The sequence below is a fragment of the Bacillus sp. 37MA genome, from assembly GCF_000372765.1.
In the GTDB taxonomy this organism is placed as follows: Bacteria; Bacillota; Bacilli; order Bacillales; family Domibacillaceae; genus Domibacillus; species Domibacillus aminovorans.
Genome location: NZ_KB889752.1, coordinates 126,040 through 149,337, shown reverse-complemented (window position 1 = coordinate 149,337; position 23,298 = coordinate 126,040). Strand labels below are relative to the sequence as shown.

The 23,298-nt window shown below is 38.5% G+C and carries 24 protein-coding genes and 2 pseudogenes; 11 read left to right on the top strand and 15 right to left on the bottom strand.

The window, feature by feature from the left end; all coding sequences use genetic code 11:
- Positions 1-312: 312 nt before the first annotated feature.
- Together A3M5_RS0100870 and A3M5_RS0100855 are read right to left on the bottom strand one after the other, a co-directional pair.
- Complete coding sequence (locus A3M5_RS0100870) at positions 313-483, bottom strand: hypothetical protein (RefSeq protein ID WP_155894642.1); 171 nt, start codon at positions 481-483, stop codon at positions 313-315.
- A 365-nt stretch (positions 484-848) separates the two neighbouring features.
- Complete coding sequence (locus A3M5_RS0100855) at positions 849-1,151, bottom strand: YunC family protein (RefSeq protein ID WP_018391860.1); 303 nt, start codon at positions 1,149-1,151, stop codon at positions 849-851.
- 441 nt (positions 1,152-1,592) lie between these two features.
- Between A3M5_RS0100855 and A3M5_RS0100850 the strand changes: the two genes are divergently transcribed.
- On the top strand, positions 1,593-2,183 hold the full coding sequence (locus A3M5_RS0100850) for a hypothetical protein (protein WP_018391859.1): 591 nt from the start codon (positions 1,593-1,595) through the stop codon (positions 2,181-2,183).
- Positions 2,184-2,633: 450 nt separating this feature from the next.
- Here A3M5_RS0100850 and A3M5_RS26335 read toward each other — a convergent pair whose 3' ends face one another.
- Entirely contained in the window at positions 2,634-2,807 is a 174-nt protein-coding gene (locus tag A3M5_RS26335; protein WP_034298835.1) for a KGG domain-containing protein, read from the bottom strand.
- Between the two features lie 325 nt (positions 2,808-3,132).
- Positions 3,133-5,256 (bottom strand): glycoside hydrolase family 3 protein, encoded by a 2,124-nt coding sequence (locus tag A3M5_RS0100840; RefSeq protein WP_018391857.1) that lies wholly within the window; start codon positions 5,254-5,256, stop codon positions 3,133-3,135.
- Positions 5,257-5,416: 160 nt separating this feature from the next.
- On the opposite strand from A3M5_RS0100840, the gene A3M5_RS0100835 reads away from it, so the two are divergent.
- Complete coding sequence (locus tag A3M5_RS0100835; RefSeq protein ID WP_018391856.1) at positions 5,417-6,331, top strand: AraC family transcriptional regulator; 915 nt, start codon at positions 5,417-5,419, stop codon at positions 6,329-6,331.
- Positions 6,332-6,480: 149 nt separating this feature from the next.
- Positions 6,481-7,014, top strand: a pseudogene (locus A3M5_RS21900) (IS6 family transposase); the annotation flags it as partial.
- Positions 7,015-7,153: 139 nt separating this feature from the next.
- Here the strand turns inward: A3M5_RS21900 and A3M5_RS0100825 are convergent.
- Together A3M5_RS0100825 and A3M5_RS0100820 are read right to left on the bottom strand one after the other, a co-directional pair.
- A complete protein-coding gene (locus A3M5_RS0100825) occupies positions 7,154-7,357 on the bottom strand; it encodes a tautomerase family protein (protein ID WP_018391854.1) in 204 nt (67 codons plus the stop codon).
- Between the two features lie 22 nt (positions 7,358-7,379).
- Complete coding sequence (locus tag A3M5_RS0100820) at positions 7,380-8,579, bottom strand: YbfB/YjiJ family MFS transporter (protein WP_018391853.1); 1,200 nt, start codon at positions 8,577-8,579, stop codon at positions 7,380-7,382.
- A 135-nt stretch (positions 8,580-8,714) separates the two neighbouring features.
- Between A3M5_RS0100820 and A3M5_RS0100815 the strand changes: the two genes are divergently transcribed.
- Positions 8,715-9,602, top strand: a complete 888-nt coding sequence (locus A3M5_RS0100815; RefSeq protein WP_018391852.1) for a LysR family transcriptional regulator — start codon at positions 8,715-8,717, stop codon at positions 9,600-9,602.
- Between the two features lie 160 nt (positions 9,603-9,762).
- On the opposite strand, the gene A3M5_RS0100810 is transcribed toward A3M5_RS0100815, so the two are convergent.
- Positions 9,763-10,395 (bottom strand): LysE family translocator, encoded by a 633-nt coding sequence (locus A3M5_RS0100810; protein WP_018391851.1) that lies wholly within the window; start codon positions 10,393-10,395, stop codon positions 9,763-9,765.
- Between the two features lie 141 nt (positions 10,396-10,536).
- On the opposite strand from A3M5_RS0100810, the pseudogene A3M5_RS21895 reads away from it, so the two are divergent.
- A pseudogene (locus A3M5_RS21895) lies at positions 10,537-10,887 on the top strand (DDE-type integrase/transposase/recombinase); the annotation flags it as partial.
- Positions 10,888-10,970: 83 nt separating this feature from the next.
- On the opposite strand, the gene A3M5_RS0100800 reads toward A3M5_RS21895, so the two are convergent.
- Entirely contained in the window at positions 10,971-11,765 is a 795-nt protein-coding gene (locus A3M5_RS0100800) for a LysM peptidoglycan-binding domain-containing protein (RefSeq protein WP_018391849.1), read from the bottom strand.
- 169 nt (positions 11,766-11,934) lie between these two features.
- Between A3M5_RS0100800 and A3M5_RS26330 the strand changes: the two genes are divergently transcribed.
- Positions 11,935-12,132: an IS6 family transposase gene (locus A3M5_RS26330; protein ID WP_018391848.1), complete on the top strand. Its 198-nt coding sequence runs from the start codon at positions 11,935-11,937 to the stop codon at positions 12,130-12,132.
- Positions 12,133-12,648 (top strand): IS6 family transposase, encoded by a 516-nt coding sequence (locus A3M5_RS21890; RefSeq protein ID WP_286130477.1) that lies wholly within the window; start codon positions 12,133-12,135, stop codon positions 12,646-12,648.
- A gap of 263 nt (positions 12,649-12,911) precedes the next feature.
- Here A3M5_RS21890 and A3M5_RS0100790 read toward each other — a convergent pair whose 3' ends face one another.
- Positions 12,912-14,117 (bottom strand): MFS transporter, encoded by a 1,206-nt coding sequence (locus A3M5_RS0100790; RefSeq protein ID WP_018391847.1) that lies wholly within the window; start codon positions 14,115-14,117, stop codon positions 12,912-12,914.
- A 675-nt stretch (positions 14,118-14,792) separates the two neighbouring features.
- Here A3M5_RS0100790 and A3M5_RS0100785 point away from each other — a divergent pair.
- From A3M5_RS0100785 to A3M5_RS0100770, 4 genes are all read left to right on the top strand, one after another.
- Positions 14,793-15,110 carry an ArsR/SmtB family transcription factor gene (locus A3M5_RS0100785; protein WP_018391846.1) on the top strand — a complete coding sequence of 106 codons (318 nt, stop codon included), beginning with the start codon at positions 14,793-14,795 and terminating at the stop codon, positions 15,108-15,110.
- Positions 15,111-15,282: 172 nt separating this feature from the next.
- Entirely contained in the window at positions 15,283-16,563 is a 1,281-nt protein-coding gene (locus A3M5_RS0100780) for an FAD-dependent oxidoreductase (protein ID WP_018391845.1), read from the top strand.
- Positions 16,564-16,691: 128 nt separating this feature from the next.
- Entirely contained in the window at positions 16,692-17,024 is a 333-nt protein-coding gene (locus A3M5_RS0100775; protein WP_018391844.1) for a DUF3139 domain-containing protein, read from the top strand.
- A gap of 835 nt (positions 17,025-17,859) precedes the next feature.
- Entirely contained in the window at positions 17,860-18,042 is a 183-nt protein-coding gene (locus A3M5_RS0100770) for a hypothetical protein (RefSeq protein ID WP_018391843.1), read from the top strand.
- A gap of 85 nt (positions 18,043-18,127) precedes the next feature.
- Here the strand turns inward: A3M5_RS0100770 and A3M5_RS0100765 are convergent, their stop codons facing one another.
- From A3M5_RS0100765 to A3M5_RS0100735, 6 genes are all read right to left on the bottom strand, one after another.
- Complete coding sequence (locus A3M5_RS0100765) at positions 18,128-18,823, bottom strand: N-acetylmuramoyl-L-alanine amidase (protein ID WP_018391842.1); 696 nt, start codon at positions 18,821-18,823, stop codon at positions 18,128-18,130.
- Positions 18,820-19,296, bottom strand: coding sequence for a phage holin family protein (locus tag A3M5_RS21885; RefSeq protein WP_018391841.1), 477 nt, complete (start codon positions 19,294-19,296; stop codon positions 18,820-18,822). The genes A3M5_RS0100765 and A3M5_RS21885 overlap by 4 nt, the downstream gene beginning before the upstream one ends.
- Positions 19,297-19,354: 58 nt before the next feature.
- Positions 19,355-20,128 (bottom strand): phage scaffolding protein, encoded by a 774-nt coding sequence (locus A3M5_RS0100755; protein WP_018391840.1) that lies wholly within the window; start codon positions 20,126-20,128, stop codon positions 19,355-19,357.
- Positions 20,129-20,262: 134 nt separating this feature from the next.
- The gene (locus A3M5_RS0100745) at positions 20,263-20,511 is read right to left on the bottom strand and encodes a hypothetical protein (protein ID WP_018391838.1); all 249 of its coding nucleotides are present in this window, start codon (positions 20,509-20,511) and stop codon (positions 20,263-20,265) included.
- Between the two features lie 89 nt (positions 20,512-20,600).
- Complete coding sequence (locus A3M5_RS0100740; RefSeq protein WP_018391837.1) at positions 20,601-21,686, bottom strand: phage minor capsid protein; 1,086 nt, start codon at positions 21,684-21,686, stop codon at positions 20,601-20,603.
- Positions 21,683-23,281 carry a hypothetical protein gene (locus tag A3M5_RS0100735; RefSeq protein ID WP_018391836.1) on the bottom strand — a complete coding sequence of 533 codons (1,599 nt, stop codon included), beginning with the start codon at positions 23,279-23,281 and terminating at the stop codon, positions 21,683-21,685. The genes A3M5_RS0100740 and A3M5_RS0100735 overlap by 4 nt, the downstream gene beginning before the upstream one ends.
- Positions 23,282-23,298: the final 17 nt, after the last annotated feature.

Below are 23,298 nucleotides of genomic sequence, written 5' to 3'. Positions count from 1 at the left end.
TAACCTCCTGGACATTTTTGTTTTGCTGCGGTTCCCTTCCGCGGCCTTTTTTTATGGAAGGTTTACGGTTCCACTGCGTCTGGTAACGTTTAACATGCGGCACAATTTACCACTCACACATTTCCTTTTATCGCTACGGCCCCCCGTGGCTTTTTTTCGTTATTCGGCCCCGTTCCCCGCTATTTCTGAATGCTTGTTTACGTTACTGCTGCCATACGTCTAGTAAGCCGCTTTGACGGAATTTAACGCCATGTGTGACGGCCTTTCCAAGCGGTATACAGCACGCCTTTAAGACTGCACACCTTTCCGATCTTATAACGAATATACAAGCGACTTGAACGCCTTAATATAGGCCTGCTCGTCGTCCTCAACGGTGATAGACCGGTCGACAGACGCTTTAGCACGCAATAGCACTCCGTACATATCGTACAGTTCAGCCGCATTGAAGAACGGAGCCATTGCACGACGTAGATTCTCCGGCATTTTACCTGCCATATAAGACGAATCAAATGCGGGCTCCTCCGTATCTGTAAGTGATTTTAAAGGATTAATAAAAGATAAAGGTTCGGATTCATTGCTTAAATACCAACATTCATACGTCCCTATCCGCCCTTTTAGATGGTAAAAGGTTTAAGTCCACCCCCCATCTATACATACCTATACAGAAAGAAAACAAATCCTCTTCATACCAATTTCTTCCTTTTACTACATGGTATAAACCTGTCACGACTAATAGTGTCTTCATTACCCGTTCACCTGTTTTACCTTTATTTTCATTGATTTTTTAAAAATGAAAAAACAAAAAATCCCGACAATTAAAAAGTCAGCCAAAATGACTGACTTCCTCCTTAAATCATTTTTAACATAGCGTCTTTTCCAAGCATACCTTTATGAATTCCGATTGCTTCTGCTTCCAATGTAACTGATTCTAACGGTGCTTCTAAAAGCTGTTCAACTGTTTTTACACCAACCGCTCTACCAGCAATAATCTTCCTATCACTCAACCTCTCATTTAGCAATGAGACATCAAGAGCCCCACACATAATATATCCTTTTTCGCTGGTAACCATGACTAAACCTGTTTTTGGCAACATAACAGAGATGCCTAAAAAGATATGTCCATTTATTTCAACTGGAAATAAATTGACCATCTATCCCTCCCTCCCTTCTCACTTCCTTATTAAATAATATGTTGGGAGGGGAAAAGCGTGTCTCATTTGGTTTACTATTCTAGCTTCAATTCTAATGTTTGTAGGTAAATTATAAATATTCGTTGTTAAAGAAACCTGCTTCGTTAGTTTAAGTACATCTTTTCACAATTTATATACTTGTTTTAATATATAGTTGAGTTTTAGGGTAAAATTTCTACCACATTTCCTTGGTGTTTTTTGATTAATAGACTAATGCGATTCATCTACTCATCAGCTTTTTCTCGATATGACTCTTCCCAGTCTTCTCTATTTTCTAAACAGTCATCTGTTTTGCATTTTATATGCAGGAATAATCCTGCTCGGTTGCAGTTATTTAACCCGTGGTTTATATGCTATGATTGAATGAAACAGGTATGAAAAGATACTAGGAGGACACTCACCATGTTAAAAAAACAAATGGAAATATACATATCAAAAGCTTTAAGTGAGAATAAGGTTGAATTGTTTAAAGAGGAAAAGGAATATGCAGAAAGGCATCACTTGACAAATGGTTTTACTATAGTAGAAAAAGAAAATATTACCCGCTTTACTGATGCTTATATCGAGCGCAGTAATAAAGAAAACGAAGAGTTGATTTCGGAAGAATCAGCTGCATTTTTATCACAACCCCTTGAATATCTAAAAATCAATAAAAGCGAATTCCTTTACTTCGAATCTTCATGGTTTGAATTAATCGGGGTTGAGACACTTTCATTGGAAGTCGATGATGTGTTCGGAACATACAATGCCTTGTTCGGCTTGAAATTCCAGAAGAAAATGGGGAATGTATTAAAGGCTTACTTAAATAATGAACTCCAAGGAGAGATTGGAACATACAGTTTAATGTTCAACCAAGGTGATGGACTATGGGATGTCAATTTTTCCTTGAATAGTGTAGATGGATTTAAGGAAGAGATGTCTTTAGGCGATGCTTTAAGCCTCATCTATCATTTTCTGTTTATTCTTGTTGAAACAATCGAAGAAGATAATTAAGTAATTATAAACAGCCTCCACCAACTAAAGATGGGGACTGTTTTGCATTCATATGACTTTATAGTCAGCTGGTCAGTCGGTTGGCTATGGAATTTAATGCCGTGGAATTGACTGCACATTAGAGAATACTTAAAAATAAGGCTCTGTTAAACACTAGTGTTGATTTTTTTGCGGAATGCAATAATTTACATAATAGACACAAACTGTTGAGTAAAAGGCTTTTTCTTAAATCTATTCCTGTTTAAATCAGCAAAAAGCATTCTCTTTTTAACCTAAAAACTCTTTTTTGTGTAATCAGATGAACCATTTTTAATAATCAATGAAAGAAAAGGCTGCCTCCATTGACGTAAAAAAGGACGCCCAATGCGGCGAAAATCCGACTTATTGGGCGCCCTTCTTTTCTTACTTAATCAAATTATTTATATGTGTTAGTACATTTTATTCTTTTATTTAATTGTTATTACGCTTTCTGGCACGGGCTTCGCCGCCTTTGCGTCCTATCTCTTCATAAAATTCTCTGTCATGGTTTGCTGAGGTGGCTTGTCCACCTTTACCTCCCGCTTCTTCGACAGTCATGTTGCCATCATTGTTTCTGTTGCGATTGTTCTGGTTGTTCTTAGCCATTAAACGTTCCTCCTCAGTAATATTGTTGAACTCACTCTCTGTTTTCTCAGCTACTATTTTTTTAAACATTATTTTCAACACTTGAAAATAAAAAAGCAACCCGACCTTTACATTTAGTAAAAGTCGGGTTGTTTACCACAATGGATTGTGGTCAAAATAGTGTCATGATAAAGTGAAACTTCATTCAATGAGGGTTTTCTTTATCCCCCACTAAATGTTAGTTGAACCAATAGGGCTTTTACAGGCAGTTGATCCCCCCTTATTCTTCTTTTCTTTCCGAAGTCTTGAAGTGGGGGTCTTACTGCCCGTTAATGCGGGACAAATTTTAATAGGTTAGTCCATGACCAAGTTTATAGATATTACCATCGCTATCCTTATATGCATAGTTGAGTCCTTCAGGCATATATTTGTCCTTGTCATAGCCCGGTACATCATTTCTAGACACACAATCACCATTCTGATAAACCGCAATTACTTCCCCACTCGCTGGTAATGTCAATGGTAAAACACCTACTGGTCGACTATTGCCTGCGATAACCTCAAGCTGCGCATTATAGAAGGTATCATATCCAGCGATCAATGCATCCGCCAATGGTTCAACACTTCCAAGTATCCAGGGCAATGTCACATTAACACTGATAACCACTTTTCCACCACGGTTATGAATGTTGTTTTTCACTTCTTTTAGATGATTCATACCAGTTAAAGTAGTTTCTTGATACAATGTGCCATCTAAAGCTGATACTACTTTATCCTCACAAATATCAAGCTCTAATAGTCCAGGTGTCGCGTTGAAATAAGAACCAGATTTTGGATGTAAGAACATGATCGCTACGTCAGCTTCTTCATAGTTATCAGTCATCGTAAATTGTCCGAGCTCTTGACATTCTTTTCTTGCCTGCTCAGTGTACTTTGTTGCTCGTTCTACTTCCTTGTGTAATACTTCCACATAAATCTTTTTATTATTAAGCTTTTCAGCTGTTAATGGTAAGGTCTCATTTTGATTTTTAAGTATCGTTACAGATTTTTTATGCCCTTCATAAGCTGCTTCCCAATTCGCTGTGTTACTAACTACAGCTGTAGCCTCTTCTGGTGAATTATATGTACGATCATCGAAAATACCTAAAGTAAACATTTCTGTAAGGAGTCGTACATTCGCTTCATTAATACGCTTTTCACTAATCCATCCTTTGCTAACAGCTAATTTAAGATTTTCTATATCATTTGTGTCAGCAACTATATCTGTCCCAGCATTGACTGCTTTCGCAAAGCGTTCAGCCTCACTTAATTCTTCTACTCCCCAGCTCATATTATTCACAATGCCGCTGTCACTATTGATATAGCCATTAAATCCAAGTTTTCCTCTTAGAATATGGTTAATAAAATAGTGGTTGAATGTGAAGCCTACCTCTTCGAATGGAATGTCTTCACCCTCAAACTCTTGTACCACACTCTTCTTGATACTTGGTATAGAATAATATGGCATGATAGATGATGTACCATGTTCTACCGCTGCTCTAAATGGTGGTAAGTGATATTTTTCTAAACTTCCTGGAGTTGGGTAAAGATTCCACTTTCCTTCTTTATAATGAGGATCAAATCCATTTTCTCTTGCTCCTCCGCCAGGAAAATGCTTCGTTGTCATTGCAATACTGTGTTTCCCTAATTCCTCACCTTGGAATCCGTCGATAAGGCGACCAATAGCATCAGAAATAAATTCTGGATCTTCCCCAAACGTACCATACGTTCGTTGCCATCTCGGATCTGTAACAGTATCCGCCATGTACATATAACCTTTTCTGATACCAGTAGCATCCCACTCTTCGCGAGCGATTTTAGCAAATTCGCTAATAAGTGATGCATCTTCACCGTTTTTAATATCTCCTTTGGCTGCCGCTGCAAGTCCTAAAGTTCCAGGCCATGTAGAGAAAATTCCCCCTGCATCATTCATACCAAAGATAGATTCTGCATTTTCATTTCTTGAATTAGATGTAACCAAGCAAGGAATACCTAAACGCGTTCCCTCAGCGATTTCATTCATTTTATTAATCCACTCTGCCATTTCAGCTGGACTAAAGTTGTCTCTTAAAATGAAGTGTCGTAAATTTCTTTTCTCGATGGTATGTGTTGTTCCATATACTTTTGATGCGGCAAATATATTTTCCCCTTTTTCTACAATAGCCTCGTCTAATATACCATCATGACTTGTCTTTTCCTTATCTTCCTGAGAAAGTCCCATTTTGCGCGTATTAATCAGCATCATACCGACCTTTTCATCGATATTCATCAGTGAGACTAGGTTCTCCGCGCGTTCTCTCGGACTCAAACGCCAATCCTCATAAGGATCTAGTTTCCCATCGTTATTCAAATCTTTAAATTTTAATCCATCAACTTCAATGATGTTCTTAACTCTGACTTCTAAATCGGGTTGTTTATGGTTAATTTCCATTTTAACGCCTCCTAAAATTGGTCTTCTCCTAATTATGTCCTTGAATTGAATTTGTTATCGCTTTCTTCTATAGTGGTATAATAACAACAAAAAGTTAAATTTAAATGGCGTTTATTGTTTAAAATATTGTAATTGTTGCTATATGAGAGGATGACATCAAATGAAACAATCTGTTCTTATTCCAGTAATCAATAAAGGTTTTGAAATTCATTACTTTAGCAAAAAAAATCAATCCCACGATTGGCTCAAGAAATACAACGAATCAGCCGAGAAATTTTCCCAATTAGAGTCTTTATTCCAATTGCACAGGCACGATGTTTTGGAGGTTCTTGTTTTTTTAGATGGGGAGTGTGAATTCTTTTGTGAAGGAAAGACATATTCCTTAAGGAGAGGGGATGTTGTGGTGATCCCTCCTTATGCTGTTCATAAAGCTATTGTTAAGAGTATCGATAACTATGAGCGCATAATAGTTAGCGTTAGTGAGCATTTAATGAACGACTTTCTATCTAGTTCACCATCTATGAAAGAAAATATTGTTTATCAAAAGACACAAGGTTCTTATGTATTACATCTGCATTCAAAAAATTCCCAAGATATCATTTCTTTACTTCATGAAATAACTCATAGAATAAAAAATGGTGAAGAAAATTCTTCTTTTACATTGCATTACCTATTATTTCAAGCACTTCAAGTTATCTTCGACCCCGCAAGTAGTATGCCCAACCTTAGTAACAAAGATGAACTAGACCAAAGGTTCGTATCTATACTAGAATACATTGAATCATATTTGACAGAGCCGGATTTAAGTTTAGACAATGTATCTAATTATTTTCATTTAAATAAATACTATTTTTCTCATTATTTTAAAAAGAACATGAACCTACCCTTTTACCGTTACGTATCATTAAAGCGTCTATCTTTTGCTGTAACTATGATTAAACAAAATCAGATCTCCATAGAGAAAATCGCCTTAAAATGCGGTTTTCCTGATTACTCAAGTTTTTACAGACTCTTCAAAAAAGAATACAATCTTTCTCCAAAAAAACTTCAAAAAGAATATAAAAATTTATATTAAGATGCATCTAGCACAGCATTCGTTTAGGCACGCTTACACGTCCTTGTTAATTGAAACGGTTCTGGCGCAAAAACTTAGGGACAGTTGCAAATAATCTTTTAATCTTGGACATACTGATACTATTACTCTAAAAAAGGTGCGTGATCAGTATGGAAAAGCAACATTTATTCAAGTGGAAACATTATCATCATGATATTATTTTACAAACAGTAAGATGGTACCTACGATACAACTTGAGCTTTCATGATTTGGTGGAAATGATGGAGGAACGGGGCTTATCCGTTGCTCATACAACGATCATGCGTTGGGTTCATCAGTATAGTCCTGAATTAGACAAACGAATCCGTCGTCATCTCAAGCAAACCAATGACTCTTGGAGAGTCGATAAAACATATATCAAAGTAAAAAGTCAATGGTTGTACCTGTATCGTGCTGTCGATTCGAAAGGAAATACCATCGATTTTTACCTAAGTAAAACAAGAAATCACAAGGCGGCAAAGCGGTTCTTCAAGAAAGCTTTGCAGTCTTTTCATCATTCTGAGCCTCGTGTCGTGACAGTCGATAAGAATCCGGCTTACCCTATAGCAGTTGAAGAATTGAGAAAAGAAAAAAAGATGCCATTAGGCATCCAAATAAGGCAAGTGAAATATCTCAATAACATAGTGGAACAAGATCATCGGTTTACCTGACAAACTGTAGTATAAAGTGCAGCACCTAAGACAAAATAACGGAAGCACATAACATAACCATGGAAAATCAAGGTTCCTACACAATACATTGCAATTATTTTATTTAGAAGGATCGCTATGGCCGCTTACTTTTTTACTGACCATTTTTTCTACGAACTGTTATTGTTTCTCCTGCAATCCCCCAATTATCAGTATTAACCTCATCGATTACTACAACCGTTGTATTGGGATTTTTACCAAGGACGTCAACTAGTAATTGTGTTGCACCTTTAACAAGTAATGCCTTTTTTTCAGGGGTAACATTTTCATTTGTGATTTTTATGTTTACATATGGCATAATGATTAACCTCTTTCTATTTTTATAGTTTTTTATAATTTATTGGTGAAATATCCAGGTTTGGTTTCTTCTCAAATTTAATTCCATTTAAAAGTAAGCATGTACCAATTATTACTGTACTAGCAGCTCCTAGCAAAGCAGCATTATAATCGTGGGTGAATGAAGATAAGACTCCAGCAATTGTTGGTCCTATCATTTGGCCAATAGCATAAGTAGCTGTAAGATAGCCAATGATTCGACTGCTGTTAGATGGACTCATTTGGCGAGCCAGTGTTGTAGCAAGTGTAGTGATCCCCATAAAGGTAGCTCCAAATAATCCTGCACTTATAAATAAACTTGTTTGAGACATCCAGAAGACAGGCATCGCTATACCGAGAGATTGCAAAGCCATTGCAAACATTAGTGACTTAACGAATCCCCATTTTTTAGCAAGTGATGACCAGATGATACAAGATGGAATCGCAGCCACCCCTGCCACCATCCAAACTAAGGCAGGATCTGTACTAAAGGTTGAGGTCTTTTCAGCAATCGATACGATAAATGTACCTGTGACAATATAACCCAACCCTTCCAGTCCGTATGCTGCAATTAACCAAGGAAGCCATTTGACGGGAGGTAAATATGTAAGAACTTCCTGTGTATCCTTTTTTGTCACATTGTTTTGGGAATCTTTGAGCCACATCCATACGAAGATAGCAAGGATTGCGCTAACAATGGCTAGACCTAGCCATGCTCCTTCCCAATAAAATAAATGGTTCAAACTCGGAATAATTAGACTAGACAAAAAGATTCCAAATCCCACTCCTGCATAGAATAAACCTGACCAATGTGTTTTACCATTGGCTGCAAGTTTATCTAAGACAATACTCGAAGCTAAAACAAAGATAAAGGCACTTGAAATACCTGAAATAAAACGGATTACAAGCATAAGTAAGTAAGAGTGAGATAGACCCATACCCAGGGTAGTTAAAACGCTAACCATGAGACTTATCCTCAAATAAAAGGTTTTGTGTTTTTTCAAGGGAAGAACTCCTGTTAAAATGGCTCCAAGGAAATAGCCTGCGTAATTGCTTGAAGCTAGGTATCCCGCAACTGCGTCAGAAAAAGAAAGAGCATTTTGCATAAGTGGCAGAATGGGAGTATAGGCAAACCTTCCAATTCCCATTGCAATCATTAATGCAAAGATTCCCCCTATTAAAAACAGAAAAGGATATTTATTCAACCTCTCACCTCCGACTGAAATTATTTATATTTTTATCTTAGTTGTTTTTTGCTATATGGTATAATACATAAAAATGATATTGGGTATCAGTAAATTAGATGACAAAAGGAAGATGCCGAGGGGGGAGAAATTTTTATGGATTTGCATACATTAAAAATTTTCCAGACTGTTGCAAAGCTGGGTAGTATATCAAAAGCGGCGAGAGAGCTTAATTACGCACAATCCAATATCACTCTCAAAATTCAGCAGTTGGAAACTGTTCTTCAAACAACCTTGTTTTATAGACACAATCGTGGAACCACCTTAACAGCTAAAGGAAAATTGTTACTGACAAACACTGAAAAAATCTTTCATCTTATCGAAGAGACCAACAAGGTGATGAAAGACGACCAAACACCAAAAGGCCCTTTAATTATCGGGTCCATGGAAACAACCGCCGCGGTTCGCTTGCCTGAATTGCTTTCAAAGTACCATCACAATTATCCTGATGTTGATTTGACTTTAAAAACGGGCCCTACTGAACAAAATGTACAAGGAGTTCTTCAGTATGAACTTGATGGAGCCTTTGTTGCCGGGCCTATTGAACATCCCGAGCTCGTTCAAAAGACAGTAATAGAAGAGGAAATGGTACTCGTTACAGACACAATCCACCCTCCCTTATCTTCTATCAAAGATATTCAAACCCGGACTCTCCTTGTATTCCGTACGGGCTGTTCCTACCGGGCCAAGCTCGAACAATTGTTTCATCAAGAGGGAGTGACTCCTAATAAAATCATGGAGTTTGGCACACTTGAAGCGATTATCGGCTGTGTATCTGCGGGTTTAGGCATAAGCATGCTCCCTTATAGTGTGATAGAAAGACAAGTTCAAGAAGGAACACTTAGGCATCATTTAATTCCAAGCCCATATGGAAAAGTCAAAACAATATTCATTCACCGAAAAGATACATATCTGCCTACGTCGTTAGCAAAATTCATAGATATGTTAAGCGATGAGGCCGGATTGTTAAATAACAAGAGATGACTTGGCTGATACCTATTACCTCAGAGGAAGCTGCCTATGTACGTTCGCTTCAAAAGGGATAGTTAGATTTAACAAGATTGATAAAGATAATTTATTACGGCAAAAAATAAGACCCTTCGATTTAGGGAAATCAAGGGTCTTACCTTATAAAAAAAATAATCTAATTATGAGTCTTTTCAAGAGCCAGTTTTATACCAAAACCTATCAGTATAGTACCTGTGATTCCTTCAATAATATTTTGTGTTTTAGGTTTTTTCATAAAAACACTAATCTGATTAATTAAATAGATATAAAGTAAAAACCATACGGCAGTCAATACCGTATAAGTGATACCCATTATAAGAAACGGTAAAAAGGTATTGCTTCCAGAGTCCACGAATTGAGGCAAAAAGGTTAAGAAAAAGACAGCAACTTTGGGATTTAGGATATTTGTAAGGAACCCTTGTTTAAAACAAGATGTGTTTACAAACTGGCTTTTTGTGTTCATCGCAATGCTTGCTGCTTCTTCCTTTTTCTTCATAGACCATAATGTCTTGACACCCAGATAAATTAAGTAAACAGCACCAACGTATTTGAAGACAGAAAATAATAACGCTGATTTCACAATGATGGCTGAAAGTCCTAATACAGCAGCAGAAGTATGGATAAGAAGGGCACAACAATTACCTAAGGCTGTTTTAAGACCCCCGATTCTTCCAACGGTGACAGTATTTTTTGTAGCGATTGCAGTATCGGGACCGGGTAAAATAATTAGAAAAATACACATAAGGACAAATAGATAATAGTTTTCCATTTTATTATCACCTTTCTGATTATGATAAGTTCTGAGTATGTAATTCTTATATTGTATTATATTTGCTCTCATATCAAGATTAATATCGTTAATTTAATCAAACTTTTAAAGCTACATCAGATTTGGTTCTGGTGCAAAAACTTCAAGAAAGCTTTGCAGTCTTTTCATCATTCTGAGCCTCGTGTCGTGACAGTCGATAAGAATCCGGCTTACCCTATAGCCGTTGAAGAATTGAGAAAAGAAAAAAAGATGCCATTAGGCATCCAAATAAGGCAAGTGAAATATCTCAATAACATAGTGGAACAAGATCATCGGTTTATTAAAAAGCGAGTTCGGTCGATGTTAGGATTGAAATCTTTTCGCACAGCATCGTCCATTATTTCTGGAATAGAAGCTATGCATATGGTAAAAAAAGGGCAATTTGTTTTACGGGATAAGTCTGTCCAAAATCAAGTGAAATTCATCCATCAACTATTTGGAATTACTGCTTAAGACCAGATTCCACTAGGAAACTTTTCGCCTCTTTATATCTTCCTCAATTATTTGCACCAGAACCGGTAAACATAGAATTAGGATTAAAAAATTACTTTCATTCTTACAAGATCTTGAATACTCCCATCTTTAGCGCTTCTTGTGAAAACACGAAGTTCTCCTGTACTTGCTGTAGGCATTTTGTCAAAAGGCAATGTACTTCTGAATTTTCCGTATTCAGGAGCTCCTGCATCGGCAGTTGTAAAGCGCTCTTTGGAAACTATCACTCCATTTGCATCTCTTAGTTCATGATTAAGAGTGGCTTCGAATGCTCTTGCTTGCCCTTGTACTTGCTGTCCGCTAACAACTTTTGCTCCAGGTAGGGGGGACCATACAACAATATTTTGAGATGTTGGCAAAGGGAGAATCAAATAAAACTTTGGCCAGATAAGGTCTTCTTGATAACCTGGGCGTCCCTGATTTGATTTGGTTATTCTTGAAAGTGAAATTCCAAACCTGCGTGAAATGGCGAAAAGCGTATCTCCGGATTGTATTTCATAGATACACACAGGAACCTGTAACCGTTGATCCGGCACTATTAGATTGTTCATGTTCAAATTGTTTATACCGGAAACTAGATCTGTAAATGTGCTAAACCTCGATGCGATTCCACTGACTGTATCTCCGCCTTTTACAATATAAGATACTCTTCCAGATTCTAAAAGAATTGGAACAACTAACACATTTCCCGGATAGATAAGCCCAGGATCTGTAACAGGTGGAGTTAAATGGTTTGCTTCCTCAATCGCTTTAACAGAACTTCCAAATCTGCTGGCTATTGAAAAAAGAGTGTCCCCTTTCTGTACTGTATAAATAAAATTTTTTTTCGTAACTATCAATTCATTCCTCTCCTTTCTCTTAGAGTTTTCTTTATTTTATGCTCCTACATTCAAGTTGGCTTGGATATTCTTCTCGGGGTCCTGGTGCAAAAACTTAGGGACAGTTGCAAATCATCTTTAAATCTTGGACATACTGATACTATTACTTAAAAAAAGGTGCGTGATCAGTATGAAAAAGCAACATTTATTCAAGTGGAAACATGATCAGCCTGACATTATTTTGTTAACGGTGAGATGGTACCTGCGGTACAACTTGAGCTTTCGTAATGTGGTGGAGATGATGGAAGAACGGGGCTTATCGATGGCTCACACAACAATTATGCGTTGGGTTCATCAATATAGCCCGGAAAATATAGCCCGAAATTAGATGAAAGAGTACGGCGTCATCTTCGACCAACAAATGACTCTTGGAGAGTCGACGAAACGTATATCAGGTCAATGGATGTACTTATATCGTGCAATGGACTCCAAAGGAAACACGATTGATTTTTATCTTAGTAAAACAAGAGAAAACCAAGCTGCAAAGTGCTTCTTTAAGAAAGCTTTGCTGTCTTTTCATGTTTCTAAGCCTCGTGTCATAACAGTAGACAAGAATCCAACCTATCCTGTAGCAATTAAAGAGTTGGAAGAAGAGAAACGTATGCTGGAAGGCATACAAATAAGACAAGTTAGATATCTCAATAATATAGTAGAACAAGATCACCGTTTCATTAAGAAACATGTGCGCTCTATGTTGGGATTCAAGTCGTATAAAACAGCCACTTATATATTGAGTGGCATTGAAGCGATGCATATGATAAAAAAAGGGCAAGTTCACCAAGGAGTGAAGTCTGCCCAAAATGAAGTTGAATTCATACATAAGTTGTTCGGGATAGCACCATAACTCGCAAGTTAGCGGGTAATATAGGTTCTATCTTTTTATCAAATTATTTTCGCACCAGAACCGTTAATAAGGGATTTCTTTCATGAAAAACGCTGATTTAAACATCATAGTAGACCATTTAGAAAAAGAATTAAGACTGATTTTCAACAGCTACCTTCAGCGCATAGACTAACAAAAAAATCACAGACTGTCCCTTGCTAAAGGATAGAGCCCTGTGGTTTCTACCTAAATAACATCCTTTCTTTTCTGATTGATCATTCTATTTATTTGTTGCCTTGATGTAAGTTTGTATGATGTTGTATTTTTCCGAGGATTAACATGCAGATTGGTGCACTAATGGTTCCTACTCCAATAATTGTGAAGGCAACGCCCCAATTAAATACGTCAAGAAAAAATCCAAATACGAGTGGAGCAAAGATGGTGACGGTAAATCCTAAGACCGATTGAACGCCTAATGCGAGTGCAATGACATCAGGATCATTGATCTCGGTGATAGAGACGGTATAGATCGCCGTATCTGCAACGATTGTAAAGCCATAAATGAGTGCTAATAAAATCATAAGTATGATTGGTAATTGAATAGACCAACCTATCATTAAAGAACAAATAATACTCATCATTAAAAATAGATTTGCAGATTTCACTCTACCAAGATGATCGGAAATTCTCCCCCCTGTGTATGTAGCGATTCCTCCAATCATTATGACGAATGCACCTATAATATTTCCGTATTTCATCGCTGCTTCTTCTGTATATCCTTGCTGCAAAAAATAAAATACTAGAAATGGACCTATCCATGCCCACATAGCATATAATTCCCAAGAGTGCCCCGCATATCCTCCATTTATAAGATTGTTCGTTTTATTAAACACTTGCTTTATTTTCTTCCAATTTAGATGATTACCTTGTCCCTCTATTAGTGGTAATTTTAGTGAAAAGAAAATGATGCTTGCAATTAAACAAAAAATGGATGTAAGGAGAACAACACCCCTCCAACCAAGTACCTCTATAAACAATCCAGATACAAACAATGAAAACCCCGAGCCGATCACGAACGAACCCGCGTATACACCGAGCACCTTACCTCTTTGATGTGAAGGCGCAATATGCGAAAGGATGCGTATCCCCGGTACATATATACCTGCAATTCCAATACCGCTTATAGTCCGAAGTATGAGTGTTGACCAAAAGCCTTGAGCGAAGAAACTTAAAATCAGCCCGGTTATTCCCGCAATGATCGTTCCATAAACCAAGAAGCTTTTGGGATTATATTTTTCACTTGAAAAGCTATAAAAAAGAATCGCAATTACATAACCGAGTTGAAAAAATGCAATAATCAATCCAGATTGCATAGGAGTCAGTCCCCACTCTTTTTCAACAACAGGAAGAATTGCAGAAAAATTAAACCAGACTTGCATTGCTAGAAACTGAGCGATAGACATCCACCATAAGACTTTTGTATCCATCATTAAAATCCCACCATATCCTTGAGTGTATTATCAAAACGTTTATATGAAAAAGCTAATAATGCTTTCTTAATTAGGATAAGAGGCTTTACATGCAAAAAACTTGCTATCCTCTAAAGTTAAACTATTATGATAATAATTAATTTTCCGAAAATTAAATACTCAAGTACCCTCAATGTTCTAGCGCTAAAATGTATCCTTTGAGTTTGATTCAATTGCAAATGATGTCATCCTTTAATCAAAATTTTTTGATGTAAATATCATATGCTAAACAAAATCTTTTTGCAATAAATTAATCAATTTTTTTTGATGAAGGTATTTACTTATATAAAGACTCTTGAGAAGATCAAGAAAAGACATCTTTGTATTCAAGTGTAAAAATAATGACTTTTCCTATTGTCAGAAGAATTTGAATGGAATATCTCGAAAGTTGCAACCTATATTGATCCTTTAAAGAAAGCCCCAGTGACCGTTAAAGGTGCACTAAATTAGATAAAGCAAATCTAAAAGAAGTAGCAGCACTTTATCGACAAGGGTTTAATTTCTTTGTATCCGTGAAAGAAGATTGCATAATTAAGTAAATGCTTTTATTAAAAAATTTTGTTTATTTCTTGCAAAAAGATTTGGTTCAGCATATGATATTTACATCAAAATATTTTGATTAAAGGATGAGATTGAATGACATCATTTGCAACCGCACCAAGCTCAAAGGACATATTTCAGCACTATGAAAAGAAATTTAAAGCGCTGGCCGACCAAAAGCGATTACAGATCCTTTACATTTTATGTGAACAAGGTTCGACCTGCGTTTGCGATCTTGTGCCAGAGATGCAAATGTCGCAGTCAAAATTGTCTTATCATTTAAAAATTTTATTGGATGCAGAACTGATTATAAAAGAAACAAAAGGAACATGGAGCTATTATTCGTTAAACGAATCAGAAATGAATCAATTGTTATCTAAAGAATTTTGCTACTTATTCCACCCGTCTTCATAAAAAGGCGGATTCTTTTATAATTTATTAATCAAAAAAATTTGATTTATACTTAAGAGAAGGAAAACGTATGAATACGTCACTACCTGTTGCCATTATCTTCATAAGGGAGGCGGATTCTTTTATAATTTATTAATCAAAAAAATTTGATTTATACTTAAGGGAGGAAAAACGCATGAATACATCACTACCTGTTGCCATTATTGGAGGCGGTCCCATTGGTCTGGCTGCTGCTTCGCACTTAGCCGAAAGAGGAGAGTCTTTTATCTTGTTTGAGACAAGTTCACACGAAGGGGCTAATATTTCAACGTGGGGGCATGTCAGATTATTTTCACCCTGGCGGTACAACATCGATAAAGCATCTTCAAGACTTCTTGAAAAGAACGGCTGGATGACCCCGTCTTTAGATAAACTTCCTACGGGGAAAGAGCTTATTGAAGAATATTTGCGCCCATTGGCGGCCGTACCAGAAATCACCCCTTACCTCCACTTCCATACCGAAGTACTGTCGATTAGCCGAAAAGATATCGATAAAATGAAAACAGCCAATCGTGAAAACGCTTCATTTCTGCTCTACACCAAGCAGAATGGCCAATTTAAAACCTACGAAGCAAGAGCAGTTCTGGACGCTTCCGGCACATGGGGGAATCCTAACCCTGCGAACACCGGCGGGATTTGGCTGGATGATGAAAAAGCGGCTAAAGATCACATTTTTTATGGCATTCCTGATTCTTTAAATATGGCAAAAGAGCGTTATATCAATAAGCGCATTGCCGTTGTCGGCGGTGGTCATTCAGCTATTAATGCCTTACTTGATCTCGCTCAATTAAAAGAAGAATACCCAGAAACCGACATCCTCTGGATTATGAGACGGCAGCATGTGGAAGAAGCCTACGGCGGAGAAAAAAAGGATGCCCTTGAAGCGAGAGGCGCGCTAGGAAGCCGGATTCACCGTCTTGTCGACGAAGACGCTGTAAAGGTGATGACGCCTTATCTTATTCAATTGGTAAAACAGGATGGCGATCAGGTAAAGATTATCGGAAATCAGGATGGAAAAGAGCATACACTATCAAACATCGATGAAGTCATTGTTAATACGGGGAACCGTCCGAATCTCAACATGATTCGGGAAATACGTACGTCCATTGATTCTCCTACTGAAAGTGTTGCGGCATTAGCACCTCTTATTGATCCGAATCTGCATAGCTGTGGCACTGTTCGGCCACATGGTGAAAAAGAACTTCGCCAGCTGGAAAACGATTTTTATATTGTCGGATCCAAAAGCTATGGTCGTGCTCCAACCTTTCTAATGGCAACTGGATATGAACAAGTTCGATCTATTATTGCACGCCTCACCGGTGATAATGCAGCTGCGGAGAAAGTAGAACTGGACTTGCCTGAAACCGGTGTTTGCAGCACAAGTTTACCTTTAACCATTAAAGATTCATGTTGTTAACTCGATCGTTCAACTGTTTACAGATTTTGTGAACGAGAAAGCCTATGCTGGATGTTAGCCAACCCGTCTTTAAACTAAAGTCAAATGGAGTAGGTCGTGATTTGAATGCTCGAATTAGAGGGTCTAAGATGAAGAAAAAAATAGTAAATACAGTGCTTACTTTGCTGCTCATTATAGCTTTAGGCGTTTATTATATGATACCAAACCCTTTTACTGGGGCACAATTAGAGAAAGATGTACGTGAACATCTTTACAATGAGCAAGGTGTAACGGAAAATGATATTCTTCGTTTAGAAGTTAGAGCTTCACGACTTGAAAATTCAGGTAAATATCGTTTTCTAGCAGTTGTGTATTTTAAGGATGAGCCCGAATTGGATTATGGCTATGAATGGAATGTAGAAGGGAAAATTGAACCAGCATACTTCGCTTTTGGTAATCATAATCCTAAACATTTTAAATAAGGAGTTGTAAATCTTCGTATAAGTCATAATCAAAAAAAACGCCGTTTTTAAGTGGTGTTTTTTTGATTGTCCCCAAATTGTCCCCGAAATGCCTGTTTCAGTCGTTTCACCTACAAACTGTACCAATCAAAAAAAGAGCGGAAACCCTTGATATTGCTGGGCTCTCGCTCTCTCTGTATGAATGATTCCTACTGGGTTCGAACCAGCGACCTCTACCCTGTCAATGTGACATAAGCTGTCTGATCGTACCAGATTTGAACAGAAAACATTGTTACAACAGGCTTGAACACCTTCGTTCACATGTTCCTATCAGCTCTTTTGGGTAGTAAATTGTTTGAGTTCACCACCCTACACACACCCTTCATGTGAATCAAAAATAATTAAAAAATAAAAACACTATGAGAAAAGTATAAGTTTTTCATCAAACACCTTATTTCTGTTCCAGATTTTCAACTTTTCTTTTTAACCCTTTGAACATATAACCTGCATTTTTTAAAACAAGGCTCTATTAAAGTTGAATGTTAATATTTCATCAATTTTAAATCGCTCTATTATTTCTTCTTGAAAAAACAGGTAGCAATATAAAGAACTTGGAGAATAGGAAGAATAAAAAATGCTTTTAAAATAGGTTCTAAATCTTGGAACCTTGGTGTTTTTAATTAGTTTCATGAAGATGTGATTAATTTTGAAGATTGGCAAGAAATGATGGTGGATGTTTTGCCGATAATGATGATTGAGCAAGGATGACTGGCTGCGGCTGCTCTTTTTTATTTACCTAATCTTTACAAAAATCCTCTTCGCTTCCTTATATAATAGAAAGAAAGGAGCTGAGTTCATGGCAGAAAAAATCGCAATGGCTTGTCCTAAATGCGGAAACACTATTAAAAATGATGAGTACGTTGGAATAACTCAAATACATTCCATTGTTCATCTTAGTTGCGGTTCAATGTCTTTACCAGGAGAGGTAGTAGTTGAAATTGGCTCTTTTGAAGAGATAACTGAGAAGTATCTTGTATGACTGGCTACGGCTGGTCTTTTTTCGCGTGGAAATAAACAAAAAAAGCCCCGGTCGCAAAAGCGTAACCAGGGCATGCTCGTGTTTATTATTCTTCTTTTCGTATAAATGGATTCAAGCCGACTTTTTCTTTAATGAGAGCTGCAGCTTCTTCGGCTGATTCCTTGCTGTCGAACACACCTGTGAAGACTCGGTACTTGCCTGGCGTTACTGTTGCAGCGACAGTTGCTTTCCTCTCCAACTTTGCTCCTTTCGCGATACCATCTGCATGCGCTTTTGCCAGTCCATCGATCACAGCAGGATCTTTCAACAGCTTCGCTTCATTAGGATTGCTGACAAATAGGTTTTCCGTTAAAACTGCCGGCATATTGGATACACGAAGCACCGCTAGGTTCTGCTGTTTTATACCTCGATCACGGATACCATATTGTTTCAAAAACGACATAATCTCATCGTGAACGGCTTTTTGGAACGTTGCTGTTTCTCCTGACACTCCCTGCTGTCGGAACGTTTCAAATCCGTTTGAATCTGGATATAAGCTGTTTAAATGGATAGATACAAGGTAATCTGCCTTGTTTGTATTTGCAATACGTGCCTTTGCTTCTGGTTCATGATATACATCCGTCATGCGTGTAAGTGATACTGTACAGCTATAGTTGTTCGTTAAATAAGCTGCAGTCTTTTTCGCTATATCTAGAACGACGGCTTTCTCTTGCAACCCATTTCCAACGGCACCTGGATCTTTACCACCGTGTCCCGGATCAATCTCGATATGTTTACTCATTTTTCTTCACCGTCCTCCTTTTGCTTAATCTCAGTTTTCGTCGTGACTTCTAGGACTGGTCCTGCTATTTTCTCGTTTTCTTCCTTCAACTGGGCGAAAACACTGCTGATCTGCTTCGGCACTTTGACACCTAGGTGGCCAAGATTTTCAATAAAGCTGATTCCTTCCATCCCGATCAAAAACATGATCATTGTGTTACGCATAAACTGGCCACCTGTACCGCTGATATTGTCCAGCTGCACGGCCACGACGACGGCAAATATCATGGCTGTTTTTTTCATCAGCCCGCGAAAGCCAATCTCAGACGATATTGTTTTATTGCCCCACGCAATCATGAATCCTGTTACATAATCGATGATCATCATGATCACGAGCGCCTTAACCAAATGATCCACTCCCCCGACAAAATAAGCAACAGCTGATATGCTGCCCCCTAAAACGGATGTGTATAACGTGTCTGTATTATGTTGCATCCCGCACCTCTTTCAGTTTTTGTATATAAAAAGAACGTCCGCAATGGACGCTCTTCATTCACTCTTTATATCCCTTGTTCATTAGCCTGGTTGAACAATAGGTGCAATCATCTTTCAAACGTTTGTAACTGTTTACACCTGCTTGATAAGCATCAGCTGGTTTTGCTTTATTCCCTTTTTGTTTTGGCACCGAATTGAAGCGGCCTTGCTTCTTTCGTGGCTCTTCTTCATCGACATCATCCTCTTGCGGAGAAAAGTATTCTGGGAATTCTTCTTCGAGCTCTTCAAATAGCTCGTCCAAGTTATCCGGGTTACCATCCTCATCAAGTTCAATCGCATCGATATTGATTAAGCGAGCAAGTAGCTTCGGATTATGGCCATTATCAACCGCAAATTCTTTTACAAGAGCTGTTTTTTCTCTGCGTTCCGCACGCAGGAGACGTTTTTCATTTTCAGTGTTACGAGCGGCATTATCATTTGGATCCTCTTCTTTTGGATCTTTCTTTTTGTCTGCCTGTTCTTTGAGTAGGCGATACTCTTCCGGATCAACATCTTTAAACTTGCTCATCCGTTTGCCCAACTGATCCTTCAGCTTCGCATTGTATTGCTTTTTAAATTTCGGATCTTTCAGCAATTCATCCAGGTTTGGTACATCATCATCTGGATCTTCATTGTCTTCAGGATCCTCTCGGTCTTCTAGATCGTCTGGATCACCATCGGCAAAAAATTGTAAGTCTAGCTTCAATAAATCCTCTTCTTTCACGGCAGAAGGAGGCGTCTTCTTAAACAAGAAAACAAATGTAGCAATCCAAGCTTTTAAAATGTTTAACATATTCTTTCTCCTTTCATCTCTGCTTTTTTCGCATAAAAAAAGCAGGCAAAAATGTTTGTCTGCTCGAATGCTTTTATTGTCATCATCGGTTTGGACAAAAAAACAGCATCCCTGTAAGAATGCTGTTTCTAAGCTTAATTAAAGTCTTTGTTATGATATCTATTCAATAAATAAGCACGGAGAGCTCCCCTGCAACTTGTTGACAATGATGAGTTTTGAACATGAATTAAATCACCAAAAGGTACACCCTCTATAAATTTCACAACTCCCTCGAACTCTTTTCCTCCCTCAGCGTCAAATCCGGTTACTTTAACGAATAATACATTCTGTTCGGTCCATTGGTAATCCACTGTGCTAAATGTATGATGATGAGTTTCGTACATCAAGATAATCCTCCTATTTTAGCTTATTTTTAGATAAACCCTTTTTGAAGGATAAAGCAACTACTTTTCTTATATTCATATATTCAAGATCAGATTGACCGAACAGCATTCAAATACTCTCTCTGCAATTGCTGCCACTTGTTATCATTTTTTCTCTTCATCCGCCTATATGCTCCAATCGTTTTCGGTGCCTTGTCACCTAGTGCCGCCTTCATCTTTTCATAGGCCTTCGCTTCCTGCCTGGCTACGCGACGGATTTCCTGCTCTTTTTCGTACGCTCTACGCTGGGCGGGAGTCCTTGTATCCTCGTCAGGATCAAAATTACGCCATCGTTCTTTCGCTTCTTCCTCATCATCACCGAATTCCGGAATGAAAGGAGATACACCACAACGATCATTTGGATGAAACGGCGGTAGCGGAACTTGTGCTTTTGTCGGATATCCCTCGTGTTCACCCGTCAAACTAACGACCAATCCACGATGACGAGCACACACATCACACGTGGGATAAGAACCTGTAATTTTAACCAACCCAACACCCACATCTGTATAGCGAGTCTCTGCTCCCGCCACATGAGCTGTCCGGATCTTTGTCCGAGTGACTGTCCGAGCATAAAAATCAAGCGGCAGTCGCCTACCGTCACTTGTGATAAACGACGTCATACCCGCCTCGGCGAATTCTTTTGCAACCCGCTTTGCCGCTACTTTGCTGTGCTCGCCTTGGATTATACCGGATGCGATTTCCTGACGTACCGTTTCAAGTGTGTTGTCAATCGTAGTGACAGCACTTTCCTTCGCTGTACGGAAAGCGGCTGCCATATCACCCATTGTATCGCTAACGATTTCGTCAAGTGCGTTCAAGTGAATGCGGTTTTGAATGACTGGCTTTATTTTTACTGCTGCAGCAATCGCTTTGGCCATTGGACTTAAAGGCACGGACGTTAAGAGTTCCTGCAACGCTGTTTGTGCCTCGTTCAATCCACTCATGTACGCTGATGCTAACTCGGTTGGCAACACTTCTTCTGTTGCGGCCTGTAAATCATCGAGAGCGGCGAGAATGGACGCCAGAAGCGCTGCTTTCTTTTTATCATTAAGGATATCATCGATGGTGACCACTTCTTGGAAAACGATGAACAACACTTCCGAAAAAGCTTTTAATAGTTGCTCAAGATTCATTCCTTATCCCTCACAATATTTCCTTTGGCATCGCGGTTATCGTTCAAGTTTAAAAGCGTCTGCCTGCCACGAAGCAGTGATGTAGTGTTATCCATCTGCTTTGCCTCTTCAATGCGTGTGATTTCATTTTCAATCCAATCCTCTGACGCATATGGATTATTCCGACGCACCACTGTTTCCAACGAAGCGGTACCGGCAACATACTCCGCATTATTCTTCTCGACTACTTCAAAGCGGCTCACAGGCACCATATCAAGCACAGTGATTTCTGGTTCTTCAATAATGACCGCTTCATCATCATCTTCAAGCAGCCATAATGCGCCTTCGTATAATCCTTTCAGAAACGCCACGTACTCTTTCAAAATCTGCTCCGCTTTTGTCAACGACACGAACAAATCATAGAATTTTGCAATACCTGACTGTGAGCCACCGCTTCCTTCTGCTAAGTAGAAATCGACCGCCTTTTCAGATGTTCGTGTCTCCATAAGCATTGTTTTCATCAAGTCTTTCACCCATTGAATGTCACCGATTTGATCAATATCAATTTGAATAATTTCAATAGCTTTACCCTTTTCATCGAACGTCGTCACTTCCAGATCTCGGTGATCGATTTTCGTCTCATCATCATAGCGCTCATAAGCGAGTTGTTCAAGGCGTTCCATGACCTCTTTCGATATAGCAAGACGAGGTTTTCCGTTCCGCTCAAATGTGATGCTATTCCGCGTCAATGTCCAGTTGATGTCATCTTGTTTACTGCCTTGATTCTCTAAACAGGAGCGGCCGAGAGGATCAAGCATGGTCTTTTCGTTCGCCCAATAGTGAATCAGTAAACGGGAGCGGCCTGTATACTTAGTTTCTAGTTCTTCAATGCCGAGCAATTCAAGCGCCAATGTATCTTCTACCTGTTCGAGTTCATCACTATCGTTGATGGAATGAAGAATATGCGTCACTCTTAAATCCCCTTTTTCAATGCGCTCTCGATACACATGAAAGTATTCATCTAAGTCTTCACCTAACTTGCGAATAAAACCTAAATCAGCGCCATTCCCATCCTCATGAGGGAAATATACATCCCGCAACTTAAAATCGATTCGTACACCGTCCTCGTCCTTCACAGGGATACCAACAACGCCTCCGTCAACTTGGTGCATGACGATATTGGACCAGTGTTCAAAATCCAATTTGCTATTTTTCGTGATCTGGTCAATCAGTTCTGTTTGTGTGTGGATGATCTCACTGTTCACTCCACTTTCTGGGCCGTCAATAGCATTGTCCGTTTTGTCGTTCACTGCTTCATTCTGCAACTCATCAGCCTGCAACGAGGACCTGACTTCACCGATCGACCGAGCAACAAGTGTAGCAGGGATTTCAGCAATCAACTTTGAGATATTCGCCGTGATATATGGTGTTTTCACGTTTCGAGCATCTACCGGTCCCTTAATCAGCCTGTCAGTAATCTCGCCTTTTTCAATCAATTCTTTTGCACGTGGAAAAAGCTTTGCATGATCACCCTTATATAAGTCACGATGATAATCAATGTCTCCGTGCCACTCTTTTACGACGTCGCTATTGAATTTTTTCCATTTGATCGTCATTTAATCACCTGCCTTTC

Excerpts from the sequence above, each read along its gene's own strand:
- A3M5_RS0100870 (WP_155894642.1), bottom strand. The coding sequence starts at position 483 with ATGCCGGAGAATCTACGTCGTGCAATGGCTCCGTTCTTCAATGCGGCT.
- A3M5_RS0100855 (WP_018391860.1), bottom strand. The coding sequence starts at position 1,151 with ATGGTCAATTTATTTCCAGTTGAAATAAATGGACATATCTTTTTAGGC.
- A3M5_RS0100850 (WP_018391859.1), top strand. The coding sequence starts at position 1,593 with ATGTTAAAAAAACAAATGGAAATATACATATCAAAAGCTTTAAGTGAG.
- A3M5_RS26335 (WP_034298835.1), bottom strand. The coding sequence starts at position 2,807 with ATGGCTAAGAACAACCAGAACAATCGCAACAGAAACAATGATGGCAAC.
- A3M5_RS0100840 (WP_018391857.1), bottom strand. The coding sequence starts at position 5,256 with ATGGAAATTAACCATAAACAACCCGATTTAGAAGTCAGAGTTAAGAAC.
- A3M5_RS0100835 (WP_018391856.1), top strand. The coding sequence starts at position 5,417 with ATGAAACAATCTGTTCTTATTCCAGTAATCAATAAAGGTTTTGAAATT.
- A3M5_RS0100825 (WP_018391854.1), bottom strand. The coding sequence starts at position 7,357 with ATGCCATATGTAAACATAAAAATCACAAATGAAAATGTTACCCCTGAA.
- A3M5_RS0100815 (WP_018391852.1), top strand. The coding sequence starts at position 8,715 with ATGGATTTGCATACATTAAAAATTTTCCAGACTGTTGCAAAGCTGGGT.
- A3M5_RS0100810 (WP_018391851.1), bottom strand. The coding sequence starts at position 10,395 with ATGGAAAACTATTATCTATTTGTCCTTATGTGTATTTTTCTAATTATT.
- A3M5_RS26330 (WP_018391848.1), top strand. The coding sequence starts at position 11,935 with ATGAAAAAGCAACATTTATTCAAGTGGAAACATGATCAGCCTGACATT.
- A3M5_RS21890 (WP_286130477.1), top strand. The coding sequence starts at position 12,133 with ATGAAAGAGTACGGCGTCATCTTCGACCAACAAATGACTCTTGGAGAG.
- A3M5_RS0100790 (WP_018391847.1), bottom strand. The coding sequence starts at position 14,117 with ATGATGGATACAAAAGTCTTATGGTGGATGTCTATCGCTCAGTTTCTA.
- A3M5_RS0100785 (WP_018391846.1), top strand. The coding sequence starts at position 14,793 with ATGACATCATTTGCAACCGCACCAAGCTCAAAGGACATATTTCAGCAC.
- A3M5_RS0100780 (WP_018391845.1), top strand. The coding sequence starts at position 15,283 with ATGAATACATCACTACCTGTTGCCATTATTGGAGGCGGTCCCATTGGT.
- A3M5_RS0100775 (WP_018391844.1), top strand. The coding sequence starts at position 16,692 with ATGAAGAAAAAAATAGTAAATACAGTGCTTACTTTGCTGCTCATTATA.
- A3M5_RS0100770 (WP_018391843.1), top strand. The coding sequence starts at position 17,860 with ATGGCAGAAAAAATCGCAATGGCTTGTCCTAAATGCGGAAACACTATT.
- A3M5_RS0100765 (WP_018391842.1), bottom strand. The coding sequence starts at position 18,823 with ATGAGTAAACATATCGAGATTGATCCGGGACACGGTGGTAAAGATCCA.
- A3M5_RS21885 (WP_018391841.1), bottom strand. The coding sequence starts at position 19,296 with ATGCAACATAATACAGACACGTTATACACATCCGTTTTAGGGGGCAGC.
- A3M5_RS0100755 (WP_018391840.1), bottom strand. The coding sequence starts at position 20,128 with ATGTTAAACATTTTAAAAGCTTGGATTGCTACATTTGTTTTCTTGTTT.
- A3M5_RS0100745 (WP_018391838.1), bottom strand. The coding sequence starts at position 20,511 with ATGTACGAAACTCATCATCATACATTTAGCACAGTGGATTACCAATGG.
- A3M5_RS0100740 (WP_018391837.1), bottom strand. The coding sequence starts at position 21,686 with ATGAATCTTGAGCAACTATTAAAAGCTTTTTCGGAAGTGTTGTTCATC.
- A3M5_RS0100735 (WP_018391836.1), bottom strand. The coding sequence starts at position 23,281 with ATGACGATCAAATGGAAAAAATTCAATAGCGACGTCGTAAAAGAGTGG.